Here is a 12,651-nt window from a genome sequence, read left to right as displayed (position 1 = left end):
ATTGCCCTGCATTTCCAATGCGATTGCCTTGCATTCAATCCGTTATTGGGTTACGCAGGTATGTGCAGTTTACTCAGGTGGTCAGAAATAGCGTAAATATAAAAAAGTTTAGCAAAAGAAGTCACTCGTTAGGGTGATTTTGTTCTTGGGGCGGGTCGAATCACCCGCCAAACGTCCAAGATAAGATACTCTCGGTGCTCTACGAGTCAAGCCACCCGCCAAACGTCCAAGATAAGATACTCAGTGCTCTACAAGTCGAATCACCCGCCAAACATCGAAGATAAGGTTCGAGTCGAGTTGCTCGCCAAACGTCGAAGACAACGCGTTGAAACTTTCAAAAAGTGGCATCGGCGGTCTCTATGGCAATGCCCTCATCGTCATCCCTGGGAAAAACGCTGGCGGTACTGCCGCGGCGAAATGCCTTCCGTTTTCAGGAAGCAGGAGCTGAAGTAGGGGGCTTGATTAAAGCCGACTTCCTCGGCGATTCGGGCGATGGGGTAATCGGTCTGCATGAGGAGCAGCTTGCTTTGCTCGATTCGGTAACGGAGCAAGTAGTCCATCGGCGATTGGCCGTATTCCCTTTTCATGCAACGGGCCACATAGACGGGATGGAAATTCAAGCTCTCGCCCAGTGCCTGCGCCGTTATTTCTTCCCGATAGTGGCAGCGCAGGAAGGCGGCCGCTTGTTCGGCGCAAGCCGAGGCCGGCGTGGAAAGCTGGGACTCGATGCTGGCGGACAGCAAATTCAACGCCTCTTGCAGCAAGATCTGCTGACGGAATCGGGAGGCGTTCAGATGAGCCTCCGGACCGAGGGCGATAATCCGATCGAGTATTTCCTCCAGCTTGCCTGGCTGCGCGAGTTTCGTATATTGAGGCAGAACTAAAGGGAACGCGCTTGTATCGAATTTCTGGGATTCCGACCAGGTATCGTAAGGAATCGGAGCTTGTAAAGGCGGAATGGTTTCCGTGGCATGCCAAGAACCGCTGGGTTGGAAATGGAGCCAGTAGTAATCGGTTCGTTCTTTGCAACCGTCGGTCGCGTAATGATGGCAATCCGGACGGAGAATAAGCGCGTTGCCGGCAGACACCTCGTATTGCCGTTCTTCCTCCCCCATATAGAGGCAGCCCTGCGTAACGACCAATAAGTCGAAAACGCGAATATTGCGTCTGCTCATATGTCTATCTCCGACGCTGAATTCCGTATGGCCGCTGGCGATGTATTGAAGAAGCGGCGGCACTGTGAACTCTAACCATTCCAAGGCGGCTCACCCCATGATTCAGGTTTGAAAAATGAAACTATCGGTTTGAAATCTAACACACGCACTGCCCTAATCCCACTATAATGTGTTTTGTGTACGAAGTCGAACTGAGAGTGATTTCCATCACGGCATGAATAGCAGGGAGTTGGAATAATGAAAGCAGTAGATAATAAGTTCGGCTTATGGACATTGACCTGGCCGATCTTCATTGAAGTATTTTTGCAAACGCTGCTCGGTACTGTAGATACCATTATGGTCAGCAGAATATCGGATGACGCGGTAGCGGTTGTCGGATTGGCGGGGCAGCTGTTCGGGGCGTTGACAACCTTATTCATGACGATTGCCGGCGGCGCGGGTATACTCATCGCTCAGAAAATCGGCGCCAAGCGCGGAGAGGATGCCCGGACAATCGCGATTATGGGTTTAACCGTCAGTTCCGTGATCGGATTCGGGATTAGCATCCTGCTATACACGCAACCGCGGGCATTGGCGCATATGCTCCATCTCTCCGATGACCTTCTTCCTCTCTGGGACGTATATGTATCCTATTTCGGCGGAGGGATGTTCCTGGCGGCGATGACTGCCGCGCTTAGCACGGCCATTCGCAATACCGGCAATACGAAGGCGCCTATGTTCATTGGAATCGCCATGAACGTGATTCATATCGGCATGAACTACGTGCTGATATTCGGGATGTTCGGATTTCCCGAATGGGGACTCTTCGGGGTTTCGGTGTCCGGCAACGTCAGCCGGTTGCTCGCGGTCATGTTCTTGTTCTATGTTTTCATTCATTCTTTCGAACGTAAGATACGCTTCGCGGATTTAAGGATTTTCAATCTCAAGCTGTTCAAGGAGATTATCCGGATCGGGTGGCCGCTAGGCTTAAACATGTCGGGTTGGGTGCTCTCCCAGCTTGCGATCTACGCGTTCCTCGCCATACTAGGGGCCATGGAGCTGGCGACCCGAACTTATTTGAATACGCTAGAATCGTTCTGTTTCATGCTCGGATATGCTTTCGCGTTGGCGATTCAGATTCAAGTCGCGCATCTGTATGGGGCCGCGAAAACCCGGGAAGCCTACCAAGGAGCCTTCCGGGCCCTCTATATCGGTCTTGCGGTCGTGACGGCGAATGCTTTGCTTTTGCTTCTAGTGGGTAAGTATTTGTTAAGCCTATTCACGACGGATCCGGAAATTCTCGCGCTGGGCCATTCTTTACTCGTACTTAATCTGATTCTACAGCCTGCCAAAATGCTCAATATGGCGATCAACAACGCGCTTAATGCGGTGGGCGACACCCGGTATACGATGGTTACGGCACTCGTATCCATGTCGGTAATCGCTACCGGCTGCTCCTACTGGCTGGGCATACATGCGGGCTGGGGGTTGATCGGTATTTATTGCTGCATGATTACGGATGAAGTGGTTCGGGGAATCGTCGTTCTTCGTCGGTGGAAGGGTCAGAAATATTTGCGCAGAGCAGAGGTTCCGCTCTCTCGTGAACCTTCATCCAATCTTCATCAAACCTTCATGCCAAGTTCATGATGGAAACAAGCTGCGGTGGTAGAATTAATTTATATTTAGATTAAGTATAAATTAACTAAATCAAAACGGAGGCGATTCATATGGCAACCAGTACCCAAACAAAAACGAACACGGTAAGCGCCGTCCTCAATCAACAGATCGCGAACTGGAATATCTTGCACATGAAGTTGCATAATTTCCATTGGTACGTAAAAGGTCCTCAATTTTTCACCCTGCATGTGAAATTCGAGGAATTCTATACCGAAGCGGCGGCTCATATCGACGTCTTGGCGGAGAGGTTGCTAGCGGTGGAAGGAAAACCGGTGGCGACGCACGCGGAAACTCTTCGATTGGCTACGGTCAAAGAGGCCGAGGGCGCGGAGACTGCGGAACAGATGGCGTCCGCGATTGCCGATGATTTCTCCCAATTGGTCGGAGAGCTTCATCAAGGCATCAAGATCGCGGAATCCAACGACGATGAAGATACGGCGGATTTATTGCTCGGTATTAAGTCCGGCCTTGAGAAACACGTATGGATGTTGAACGCATTCGCCGGCCGGTAACCTCGGTTGCGAAACGCTAACCGGCGGGGGTACAATAGACCGATAGGAGGTGAGCGTCATAAGCACTTCAGGTCGGAATAGTCAGATTGGCCCTCCGCGGTTCGCGGTTGCCGTTCATATCTTGGTATGGCTTGCGCGAAGCGGAAGTTTTCTTTCCAGCGCGACCATTGCCGATCAAGTTAATTCCCATGCGACTTTTATGCGGAGAGTTCTCGCGACGCTTGCGCAGTCCGGATTGGTAGAAACCCGCGAAGGGCGGGACGGGGGATACAGTTTGAAGATTCCCGCCGAGAAGATTACGCTCGCGGACGTATATGCGGCGATCAAATGCGATGGAACGGATGCGGCTGACAATAACGAATGTAACGGCAGCGCGCCTAAGGGACCTTGCGATGAAGTCGATCCGCGCGAGCGAAATGAGCGGTTGGAGCATGCTCTGATCGAAATTATGAATACCGTCGATCGGCAAACGCTGGAGTACCTTAGAGGGCATACGATCGCTAGTTTGTTATAAGGGATTGACTTATGGCTTCCCAGATCATAATATGTGATTAGATCAGGTGCAGTTAACTCTGAGTTGACTGTGCTTTATTTTTGGCCATACTGTGCTTGAATTGAGTACAGTAAACAAGAGGAGGAACTTACAGTGGAAGTCGTATCTATCGTACTGCAATCTTTGCTTATTTTGGCTTTTCTGGGATCGGGGTTATCGAAGATCGCCGGCGCGAAAATGCACGTGGATAATTTTAACTCATGGAGACTCCCGCAATGGTTCAGGGTCGTTACCGGGTTAGTCCAAGTCGTTGGCGTCATTGCGCTCGTTATCGGTTTCTGGGAACCGAGTTGGGCGGCAGCGGCGGGGTTGTGGCTCGGCGTAACGATGTTCGGAGGAATTCTGGTGCACATTCGGGTGAAGGATCCGATTCAAAAAACATTTCCCGCCATTATTTTGTTCATTTTGCCGCTTATCGTCTTTTTCATCCAACTGTCTGAACTGGCGGATTTTCCGGGTTTCTAACTCTTGGGCATCTCGGGCATCTCGATCATCGGGATGCCTTTCTTCTGATTATTTTTCCTGAGCCAAGGGGATATCGGATAAAAGGATAAAGAGGTGTTGACATTTATCTCAAATTGTATTATCTTTAATTCAAGACAAATAACGATCATAAAACTAAGGAAAGAGGTGAGATACTCATGACGGAAGATCGAGATCTCTCGCTAGACCTCTTCATTGCATTAAACAGAGCGGTACAATGGGCCAACGCGCATACGGATCGAGATATTAAGAGTTACGGACTTAACCGAACCGAGTTCGGCGTCCTTGAGCTGTTGTATCATAAAGGCTCGCAACCGCTTCAGCAGATCGGCGGCAAGGTGCTGATGAGCAGCGGCAACATTACTTATGTCGTCGATAAGTTGGAACAGAAGCAATTCGTGCGGCGCAAGGCATCATCGGAAGATCGGCGTCTCATCTATGCGGAAATTACCGATGCGGGCAAGCAATTGCTCGATGAAGTTTTCCCCAAGCATGCGGCGGTTATCCATCAAGCGATGGACGGGATTACGGACGAAGAGAAGAAGGTAGCAAGCCAATTGCTTAAGAAGCTGGGCAAATATGCGGAAGAAGGCTTTAAGTAGCTCAAGAGCTACTTGAAGCCATCTCGGGTAGGGAAGCAGCTTTTTTCGGCCATATATCTTAGATTAAAGATTCTTAAATATAAATTCGATAAGATCGAAGGAGATGACCCTAATGAGACAACAAACGGCTGGTATCCACCATGTAACGGCTTTCGTTAGAAACGCCCAAGCAACCGTAGATTTTTACTCGGGCGCGCTAGGACTTCGGATGGTGAAAAAAACGATTAACTTCGACGCACCCGAGGTGTACCATCTGTACTTCGGGAATGAAGCGGGAAGCCCGGGAACGGTCATCACTTTCTTCCCGTGGGCAACATCGCGGCAAGGACGCATCGGAGGCGGGCAAGTCGGAATCACCACATACGTCGTACCGTCGGGAAGCTTGCCGTTCTGGAAAGAGCGTTTCGCGAAATTGAATATTTCGACGACGTTGGCGAACAGGTTCGGTGAATCCCTGGTGCAATTATCGGACCCGGACGGATTACGGCTTGAGCTCGTCGAGCGCGATGATGGTCCGGCTAGCCAGTGGGCTTTCGGGGAGTGCCCGCGGATAAAGCGATTAAAGGTTTCGGCGGCGCGGTATTGTTCAGTACGGCTCCGGACCGGACGGCTTCAGTGCTTGAACAGGTAATGGGGCTGGAGAAAATCGCCGAAGAAAGTGGCTTCGCCCGATTCAAAGCGACGGGGAATCTGGGCAACCTAATCGACGTGAACGTCGAACCGATGGAGCATGGGGTCGGCGGAGCGGGGACGGTTCACCATATCGCTTGGCGCGCTCTGGACGACGAGGATCATGCGAGATGGAGAACGCTCGTGGACGAGAGCGGCTTCCATCCTACGCCTTTTATCGACCGGCAATATTTCAACGCGATCTATTTCCGGGAAGAAGGAGGAATATTGTTCGAGATCGCCACGGATCCTCCGGGGTTCGCGAGGGATGAACCCGCGGAGACGATGGGCGAGAAACTAATGCTTCCGGAATGGTTCGAAGCGCACCGCGCGCAGATCGAAGATGGACTACCGCCTATTCAAGTACGCGTATTGGAGGCTGATCAACAATGAGACACATTTATAAGCAAGGTACGGATGCGAATGCGCCCGTACTCGTCCTTCTTCATGGAACGGGCGGCACGGAAAACGACTTGCTCCCGTTAGCGGACGCGATATCTCCCGGATCATCCGTACTGAGTGTCAGAGGCAACGTTCTCGAGAATGGCATGCCGCGGTACTTCAGGAGGCTAGCCGAAGGAGTGTTCGATATCGAGGATCTTCTATTCCGGACGAAGGAGCTTAACGATTATTTGGATCAAGCTTCGGCGGAATACGGCTTCGACCGTCGCAATCTCGTCGCGGTCGGGTATTCCAACGGCGCGAATATCGCGGCCAATCTCCTTTTCCGCTATGAAGGCTCGTTGAAGGGGGCGATTCTGCATCATCCGATGGTGCCGCAACGGGGCGTAGAACCGCCGCGGCTTGCCGGAATTCCGATCTTCATCGGGGCCGGCGAGAACGATCCGATATGCACGCCTCAAGAGACCGAGGATCTGAACGCGATACTTACGGGAGCGGGAGCCGATGTCATCGTCCACTGGGAGCGGTTCGGCCATCGGTTGACCTCTACGGAAGTGGATGCGGCGGCAGCTTGGTTTCGGAAGCGATTCGCGGGAGAGGGAAAATCATGATCGCGCTCGATCCGGCCGAACGAAGCGAACGGGATAACTACAAGCTCATGATCGGCAGCATAATCCCGCGGCCCATCGCGTTCGTCACGACCTTATCCAGTACGGGAGTGCTTAACGCGGCGCCTTTCAGTTACTTTAATATCGTAACCGCCAATCCCCCGATGGTCTCGATATCCGTGCAAAGGAAGAACGGACAACTTAAAGATACTTCAAGAAACGCCATCGAGACAGGTGCCTTCGTCGTTCATATTTCGGATGAGAATTACATTACGCAGTTGAACGTAACGGCAGCCAACCTGCCGCCGGAGGAGAGCGAGGTTGATCTTGCCGGCTTGACTCCGGCAAGCAGCTTGAAGATCGCGGTCCCGGGAGTTGCCGAGGCGAAAATCCGCATGGAATGTATCCTGGACCGAGCGATTCCGCTTGGGGGAACGGAAGATTCCCCCTCGTGCGACTTGCTCATCGGTCGTGTCGTTTGTTTTCACGTGGAAGAGTCGCTGCTCGAGAACGGACACATTGATCCTATCGCGCTTAACCCGGTCAGTAGGTTGGCCGGCAGTTCCTATGCGAAGCTCGGAGAAATTTTCTCCATCGAACGTCCTTCATGATTGATTAGGGAGAACCTCCTCAATTCCGCTGACCGTAGCAGGGATTAAGGGGGTTCTTTATATAGATAATGATTGTCGAATCTTGTACAATTATTGGTAGTTGAACATAGGAGCGTGTTATCTATGAAAGGAATGGTGTTTACTTCTTTTTTGGAAATGGTAGAAAATAAGTTCTCGTTGGATCTTGTCGATCAAATCATCGAAGCATCGCATTTGCCTTCGGGCGGTAGTTACACATCGGTTGGTACATACCACCACAATGAAATGATCGAGTTGGTCGTACAGTTGGGTGAGCGGACGGGCATTCCTTTGCCTGATTTGATTAGAACTTTCGGCGAATATTTATTTACGCAGTTGATCGGGATGTATCCTCAGTTCGTTCAAGAACACGCTACGGCTTTCAGCTTCCTGCAGAAGGTGGACAATTATATTCATGTCGAAGTGCGCAAGCTGTATCCCGATGCGGAGTTGCCGGCATTCGAATACGAAACATCCGAGCCGGGTACGTTGGTCATGATCTACCGCTCTTCGCGGCCTTTCGCGGATTTGGCTGAAGGTCTTATCTTAGGCTGCGTTCAACATTACGGAGAGCATATCGAGATTAAGCGAGAAGATTTGGCCGAAGGGACGGCTACCCGTTTTGTATTGAAGGAACGGAAATGACGCAGATCCAGGAGATCGAAGTCCTACGTCGGCAGGTCGAACGGGAGAAGAAGGCGCGTAAGGAAGCCGAACAAATCGCGGAGCAGAAAACGCGCGAAATCTATTATGTGAATCAAGAGCTGCTGAAGTTGAACGACCAACTAGAGGAATTGGTGAAGGAACGTACACTGGAGCTTTCCAAAGCCCGCGACGAAGCGATTGAAGCGAACCGGATCAAGAGCCAATTTCTAGCGAATATGAGCCATGAGTTAAGAACCCCTCTGAATGCGATCATCGGCTATAGCGAAATGTTGAAGGAAGAGGCCGACGAAGAGGGGAATGCGGGCTTTACCGAAGATCTGGGCAGAATTCACCATGCGGGGAAACATCTCCTGAACCTCATTAACGATATTCTGGATCTCTCCAAGATCGAAGCCGGCAAGATGGAAATTTATTTGGAAACCTTCGATATCCCGACGATGGTCCAAGACGTGCTGACGACCGTTTCCCCTCTCGTGGAATCGAACGGAAACCGGCTTGAATCCATTGTTCCGCAAGGGACGATGAGGACGGATATTACCAAGCTTAGACAGATTCTGTTTAATCTGCTCGGCAATGCCGGCAAGTTTACTAAAGAAGGCAAGGTTTCCTTAAAGATTAGTCTCGAACCCTATTCAGGTCAAGCCGGGGTTTGTTTCCGCATTCAAGATACCGGAATCGGCATGACTTCCGAGCAACTTGGCGATTTGTTCCAAGCGTTCAAACAAGCGGATTCATCGACGACCCGGAAATACGGGGGAACCGGGTTAGGACTTGCGATCAGCCAGCGGTTGTGCCAAGTGATGGGAGGGCATATTGCCGTCGAAAGTACGTACGGCGAGGGGACGACCTTTACCGTGTGGTTGCCGGTATCTAAAGCGGATGAAGCTTCGGGAAGCGAGTCCCTCCCATTAAATGAAAGTCTTGATCCGCTAGAAGATCGTCGTAGCACGGTGTTAGTCATCGACGATGATCCGGCCATGTTGCAATTGATGCGGCGCTACCTTAGTAAAGAAGGGTACAAAGTCATCGTAGCCCAGAGCGGGGAAGAAGGGATTCGACTAGCGAGGGAAAGGCGACCTTCGATTATTTCCTTGGACGTGTTAATGCCCGGCGTAGACGGATGGAGCGTATTGACTACGCTTAAATCCGATCCGGAGCTGTCCGATATTCCGATTATTATGATCTCGATGAACGATGATCGGAATTTAGGCTATGCGTTAGGGGCTTCGGAATTTCTAATCAAACCGGTAAATCGGGATAAAATCGTATCGGTTCTGGAGAAATACGTTGTCGAGCGTCATACCCACTCCATATTGGTAATCGAGGACGATTCCGCGGCGAGCCAGATGCTCGCGAATATGCTGCGGAAGGAAGGGTATCGCGTCGCTCAAGCCGGAGATGGCCGGATAGCCTTGGATCGCATCGCTCAAACGGTTCCGGGATTAATTTTACTCGATCTGATGATGCCTGAAATGGATGGCTTCGACTTTGTAACCGAGCTGCGTAAGCGAGAGGAATGGAGAACGATTCCCATCGTTGTCATAACGGCTAAAGATATAACCTCTGAGGATCGGTTGCGGCTAAACGGTTACGTGGCGAATATCGTCCAGAAAGGCCATGTTCATCGCGAGGCTTTATTGGCGGAAATAAGCAGTCTGGTCAGGGTATCGGATTAAAATGGCAATTTACAAACCGGCAGGGAGACTTCTCCCTGCCGGTTTTGTTACGGTTATGAAGCAACTTAGTTGGCTAGTCCACTTTAACCGTATACCGAAGCGCTGATCTCGATCGGCCCGATTACGGTGGCGGTTAGACCGGGGGAAACCGTTTCGATCGTTAACGTATAGGCTTGAGGTCCGGGCGTGGCGTTGCCATCAATGGCAAGCAACGTGTTGAGTTCGAATTTCTCGTATCCGGATTCGATTCCGACCAAGGAATAGTAGATTTCCGTTCCGCCGCGGTTGATGCGGTACAAATAAGTTCCGGTACCTACATCTCCGCTTACTCCTACGGTTGCGTTGATTTGCACAAACCTAGGAACGACAGCAGGAATGGTTACGATAACCGATGCCAGCGTTACTTTAGCGGGCGTAAGCGGTACGGGAATGGCGACGCCGCCCGAAATCGGGGTAACGACGGAAGCGTTGAAGTCTAGTAAATGCGGCATTGTTTTATCACCTCTCTTTACGATGGTTTCTATATCATATGAAAATGAGGATAAGATGACTGGACAAACACTACGTTACTTGCGTTTTTTTCAATTTGCAGGATTTCTTTACGTCTCTTTGGGGTAGGTTATAACGGTATTTCGATCTTGTCGTTCCAAGGAGATGTTCATGCCTAAGAGCAAACCGTCGATTCGCCATTCCGGACAATTAGACCGCCAGACTAAGCTGTTGCTAGCCGTTAACGGACTTTTTATTACCGCTAGCGCGCTATCCGGGACTTTCTTCGGAGTATACATATGGAAAGCCAGCCACGACTATATACAGCTTGGCTGGTTTACGCTGTTAACTCATTTATTCATGGGAATCTCGTTCTGGATTGCGGGCAATGGAGTTAAGGAAGGCAACAAAATGATCGCCATGAGGCTTGGAATCGGGCTGTCCGCCGCTTTCTATGCTCTCGTTCTAATGTTGGGCGAGAGCGCCATCGGTTATATCTGGCTTCTGGGCATCGTACAAGGCATGGCGACCGGACTGTTCTGGCTAGCCCATAATGTCGTTTACTTCGAGGTAACCGATGCCGATAACCGGGATCGTTATAATGGATCCGCGGGCGTTATCGGATCCCTGGTCGGAATGATCGTACCGTGGTGTTCCGGGTATTTGATCTCGATCATGGGGGGAGAGAACGGGTATCGGGCGATATTCATGATCTCCTTCGGGATATTTGTCGCAGGTATCGGGGTTAGCTTCTTTCTGCGCAATAGAACGCCCGAAGGGCAATACGAATGGAAATGGCCTTATCGTCTGTTGAGCGATCGGCATACCGCATGGCGTCCGGTACTAGGCGCGCTTACGGCGCAAGGAATGCGGGAAAGCGTCTTTGGCGTTATCGTCGGCGTGCTCGTCTACGTGCAAACCGGGAGCGAAATGAAACTAGGCAACTTCGCTCTGGTCACGTCGGCCGTAGGGTTCGTTAGCTTCTACGCTGCCGGAAGATGGTTAAAACCCGCTTGGCGCAATAGAGGGATGGGAGTCGGGGTGATCGCGATGATCGCATTCATTTTTCCTTTCTTTCTTGGGGTAAGCTTCACGACTTTGATGGTCTTCGGCGTAGGCGCCGCATTGTTCTTTCCGCTCTATATGCTTCCAATGACGTCGGCGGTATTCGATTTAATCGGTCAAGACGACGATAGCGTCAAGCGAAGGGTCGAATACGTCGTCGTTCGGGAGCTTGCGCTGAATATAGGCAGAATCGTGGGGATGGCGATCTTCATGGCGACAATCTCCATTAGCCGGGCGCCGATGGTTATGAACGTATTGCTTCTCGTTATCGGAAGCTCGCCGTTGCTCGGTTGGTTGTTCATGAGGAACCTCCTCGTATCGAGAGAAGGGCAAACGAAAGTTGACGTGAAACCAAAAGGTGTCGTATAATAGATAAATGAAACCAAAAGGTTTCGCATTTTCTTTATTTGGAGGTAATCAACCGCATGTCTGAACTCGCGAAAAATCAATTGCCCGATATTCGCCAAACTCAAGTGTTTAACGCTCCCATCCAGAAGGTATGGGCGGCGGTCTCTACAGCCCAAGGAATAGCGGCGTGGTTTATGCCGAACGATTTCGAACCGGAAGTCGGTTATGAGTTTCATCTGGATGCCGGGCCGTACGGCAAATCTCCCTGCAAAGTCACCGTGATCGATCCCCCGAACCGTCTGTCCTTTAATTGGGGCAAAGATTGGACGTTAACGTTCGAGTTGGTCGAGCAAGGCGATCAAACCGAGTTTACGCTGATTCACGGCGGCTGGGCAGCGGAAGGCGCGACGGAATTCGGCGAACCGCATGAAATCGTGCGCGACCGGATGAATCAGGGCTGGATCGGAATGGTGGGGAAACTTGGCGTTTATGTCCAAGCTTAATGCGGAGCAGCTATCGCAGAAGCACGACGTTTTCCAAGCGATAGCCGATCCGACAAGGCGCGGGCTGTTGCGACTGCTTGGCGATCAGGAGCTGCCCGTGACGGTTATCAGCAGCCATTTTCCAATGACACGAACCGCCGTATCCAAACATCTGCGCATCTTGTCGGACGCAGGTCTCGTGAAGGAAAGGAAAGTCGGCAGGGAAACGAGATATCGGCTGGACGCCGACCCGCTGCGCGAACTGAAAAGTTGGTTAGCTTATTACGAACGCTATTGGGAGAACAAAATGGAAGTGCTCAAGCGGTATGTGGAAACGGATGATAACAATCGCAAAATATAATTGCATAATTGCATAATGATATAGTGATGTGTTGGGTCGGCGAGGCGCCAACCTTGCGGGTTATGCCCGAATCGTGTTATCCTCGTTGTAATGAATTTAAGGAGGTGAAGGTAGGATGAATCGAGAGCTCGTGAATAACCAAGTTAGCCGGCTGCCCATCGCGATGGCTGGCATCGTTCATGGTTTGCGTAAAGACGGGAGAAGTCTGTCTGTTGCCAACCATACGATTTCACAACTCGAGAAAAGTCTCCTACCTTAACCTAAGCGGATCTATC

Annotated in this window: 15 protein-coding genes and 1 pseudogene; 14 read left to right on the top strand and 2 right to left on the bottom strand. The window is 51.0% G+C overall.

Features of this window, described 5'->3' with window-relative positions; genetic code table 11:
* Positions 1 to 377: 377 nt before the first annotated feature.
* Positions 378 to 1,259 (bottom strand): helix-turn-helix transcriptional regulator, encoded by an 882-nt coding sequence (locus HH215_RS21000; RefSeq protein ID WP_169281671.1) that lies wholly within the window; start codon positions 1,257 to 1,259, stop codon positions 378 to 380.
* 153 nt (positions 1,260 to 1,412) lie between these two features.
* Here HH215_RS21000 and HH215_RS20995 point away from each other — a divergent pair, with 153 nt between their 5' ends.
* From HH215_RS20995 to HH215_RS20950, 10 genes and pseudogenes are all read left to right on the top strand, one after another.
* Positions 1,413 to 2,801: an MATE family efflux transporter gene (locus HH215_RS20995; protein ID WP_169281670.1), complete on the top strand. Its 1,389-nt coding sequence runs from the start codon at positions 1,413 to 1,415 to the stop codon at positions 2,799 to 2,801.
* An 80-nt stretch (positions 2,802 to 2,881) separates the two neighbouring features.
* A complete protein-coding gene (locus HH215_RS20990) occupies positions 2,882 to 3,343 on the top strand; it encodes a Dps family protein (RefSeq protein ID WP_169281669.1) in 462 nt (153 codons plus the stop codon).
* Positions 3,344 to 3,392: 49 nt separating this feature from the next.
* The gene (locus HH215_RS20985; protein ID WP_254450167.1) at positions 3,393 to 3,857 is read left to right on the top strand and encodes an RrF2 family transcriptional regulator; all 465 of its coding nucleotides are present in this window, start codon (positions 3,393 to 3,395) and stop codon (positions 3,855 to 3,857) included.
* A gap of 132 nt (positions 3,858 to 3,989) precedes the next feature.
* Positions 3,990 to 4,361 (top strand): DoxX family protein, encoded by a 372-nt coding sequence (locus HH215_RS20980; RefSeq protein ID WP_169281668.1) that lies wholly within the window; start codon positions 3,990 to 3,992, stop codon positions 4,359 to 4,361.
* A gap of 176 nt (positions 4,362 to 4,537) precedes the next feature.
* Positions 4,538 to 4,981, top strand: coding sequence for a MarR family winged helix-turn-helix transcriptional regulator (locus tag HH215_RS20975; protein WP_169281667.1), 444 nt, complete (start codon positions 4,538 to 4,540; stop codon positions 4,979 to 4,981).
* 112 nt (positions 4,982 to 5,093) lie between these two features.
* A pseudogene (locus tag HH215_RS20970) lies at positions 5,094 to 6,043 on the top strand (ring-cleaving dioxygenase).
* Positions 6,040 to 6,663 carry an alpha/beta hydrolase gene (locus HH215_RS20965; RefSeq protein ID WP_169281666.1) on the top strand — a complete coding sequence of 208 codons (624 nt, stop codon included), beginning with the start codon at positions 6,040 to 6,042 and terminating at the stop codon, positions 6,661 to 6,663. Before HH215_RS20970 ends, HH215_RS20965 begins: the two are co-directional and overlap by 4 nt.
* Complete coding sequence (locus HH215_RS20960) at positions 6,660 to 7,271, top strand: flavin reductase family protein (protein WP_169281665.1); 612 nt, start codon at positions 6,660 to 6,662, stop codon at positions 7,269 to 7,271. The genes HH215_RS20965 and HH215_RS20960 overlap by 4 nt, the downstream gene beginning before the upstream one ends.
* Before the next feature lie 123 nt (positions 7,272 to 7,394).
* Positions 7,395 to 7,934, top strand: coding sequence for a heme NO-binding domain-containing protein (locus HH215_RS20955; protein WP_169281664.1), 540 nt, complete (start codon positions 7,395 to 7,397; stop codon positions 7,932 to 7,934).
* The gene (locus HH215_RS20950; RefSeq protein ID WP_169281663.1) at positions 7,931 to 9,631 is read left to right on the top strand and encodes a response regulator; all 1,701 of its coding nucleotides are present in this window, start codon (positions 7,931 to 7,933) and stop codon (positions 9,629 to 9,631) included. Before HH215_RS20955 ends, HH215_RS20950 begins: the two co-directional genes overlap by 4 nt.
* 83 nt (positions 9,632 to 9,714) lie before the next feature.
* Here the strand turns inward: HH215_RS20950 and HH215_RS20945 are convergent, their stop codons facing one another.
* Positions 9,715 to 10,122 (bottom strand): hypothetical protein, encoded by a 408-nt coding sequence (locus tag HH215_RS20945; protein WP_169281662.1) that lies wholly within the window; start codon positions 10,120 to 10,122, stop codon positions 9,715 to 9,717.
* Positions 10,123 to 10,291: 169 nt separating this feature from the next.
* Between HH215_RS20945 and HH215_RS20940 the strand changes: the two genes are divergently transcribed.
* The 4 genes from HH215_RS20940 (at position 10,292) to HH215_RS20925 (ending at position 12,635) form a co-directional block, all read left to right on the top strand.
* Complete coding sequence (locus HH215_RS20940; RefSeq protein ID WP_254450166.1) at positions 10,292 to 11,554, top strand: MFS transporter; 1,263 nt, start codon at positions 10,292 to 10,294, stop codon at positions 11,552 to 11,554.
* 56 nt (positions 11,555 to 11,610) lie between these two features.
* Positions 11,611 to 12,036 (top strand): SRPBCC family protein, encoded by a 426-nt coding sequence (locus HH215_RS20935; protein WP_169281660.1) that lies wholly within the window; start codon positions 11,611 to 11,613, stop codon positions 12,034 to 12,036.
* Positions 12,023 to 12,376 (top strand): ArsR/SmtB family transcription factor, encoded by a 354-nt coding sequence (locus tag HH215_RS20930; RefSeq protein ID WP_169281659.1) that lies wholly within the window; start codon positions 12,023 to 12,025, stop codon positions 12,374 to 12,376. Before HH215_RS20935 ends, HH215_RS20930 begins: the two co-directional genes overlap by 14 nt.
* 115 nt (positions 12,377 to 12,491) lie before the next feature.
* Positions 12,492 to 12,635, top strand: a complete 144-nt coding sequence (locus tag HH215_RS20925; protein ID WP_169281658.1) for a hypothetical protein — start codon at positions 12,492 to 12,494, stop codon at positions 12,633 to 12,635.
* Positions 12,636 to 12,651: the final 16 nt, after the last annotated feature.

This window comes from Cohnella herbarum (genome assembly GCF_012849095.1).
Classification (GTDB): domain Bacteria; phylum Bacillota; class Bacilli; order Paenibacillales; family Paenibacillaceae; genus Cohnella; species Cohnella herbarum.
The sequence above is the reverse complement of the archived record's forward strand: the minus strand, read 5'-3'. Positions and strand labels throughout refer to the sequence as shown.

What these genes read in the sequence shown, in the direction of transcription:
- HH215_RS20995 (WP_169281670.1), top strand. Translation starts at nt 1,413, where the DNA reads ATGAAAGCAGTAGATAATAAGTTCGGCTTATGGACATTGACCTGGCCG.
- HH215_RS20955 (WP_169281664.1), top strand. Translation starts at nt 7,395, where the DNA reads ATGAAAGGAATGGTGTTTACTTCTTTTTTGGAAATGGTAGAAAATAAG.
- HH215_RS20935 (WP_169281660.1), top strand. Translation starts at nt 11,611, where the DNA reads ATGTCTGAACTCGCGAAAAATCAATTGCCCGATATTCGCCAAACTCAA.
- HH215_RS20925 (WP_169281658.1), top strand. Translation starts at nt 12,492, where the DNA reads ATGAATCGAGAGCTCGTGAATAACCAAGTTAGCCGGCTGCCCATCGCG.
- HH215_RS20965 (WP_169281666.1), top strand. Translation starts at nt 6,040, where the DNA reads ATGAGACACATTTATAAGCAAGGTACGGATGCGAATGCGCCCGTACTC.
- HH215_RS20950 (WP_169281663.1), top strand. Translation starts at nt 7,931, where the DNA reads ATGACGCAGATCCAGGAGATCGAAGTCCTACGTCGGCAGGTCGAACGG.
- HH215_RS20940 (WP_254450166.1), top strand. Translation starts at nt 10,292, where the DNA reads ATGCCTAAGAGCAAACCGTCGATTCGCCATTCCGGACAATTAGACCGC.
- HH215_RS20975 (WP_169281667.1), top strand. Translation starts at nt 4,538, where the DNA reads ATGACGGAAGATCGAGATCTCTCGCTAGACCTCTTCATTGCATTAAAC.
- HH215_RS20960 (WP_169281665.1), top strand. Translation starts at nt 6,660, where the DNA reads ATGATCGCGCTCGATCCGGCCGAACGAAGCGAACGGGATAACTACAAG.
- HH215_RS20930 (WP_169281659.1), top strand. Translation starts at nt 12,023, where the DNA reads ATGTCCAAGCTTAATGCGGAGCAGCTATCGCAGAAGCACGACGTTTTC.
- HH215_RS20990 (WP_169281669.1), top strand. Translation starts at nt 2,882, where the DNA reads ATGGCAACCAGTACCCAAACAAAAACGAACACGGTAAGCGCCGTCCTC.
- HH215_RS20945 (WP_169281662.1), bottom strand. Translation starts at nt 10,122, where the DNA reads ATGCCGCATTTACTAGACTTCAACGCTTCCGTCGTTACCCCGATTTCG.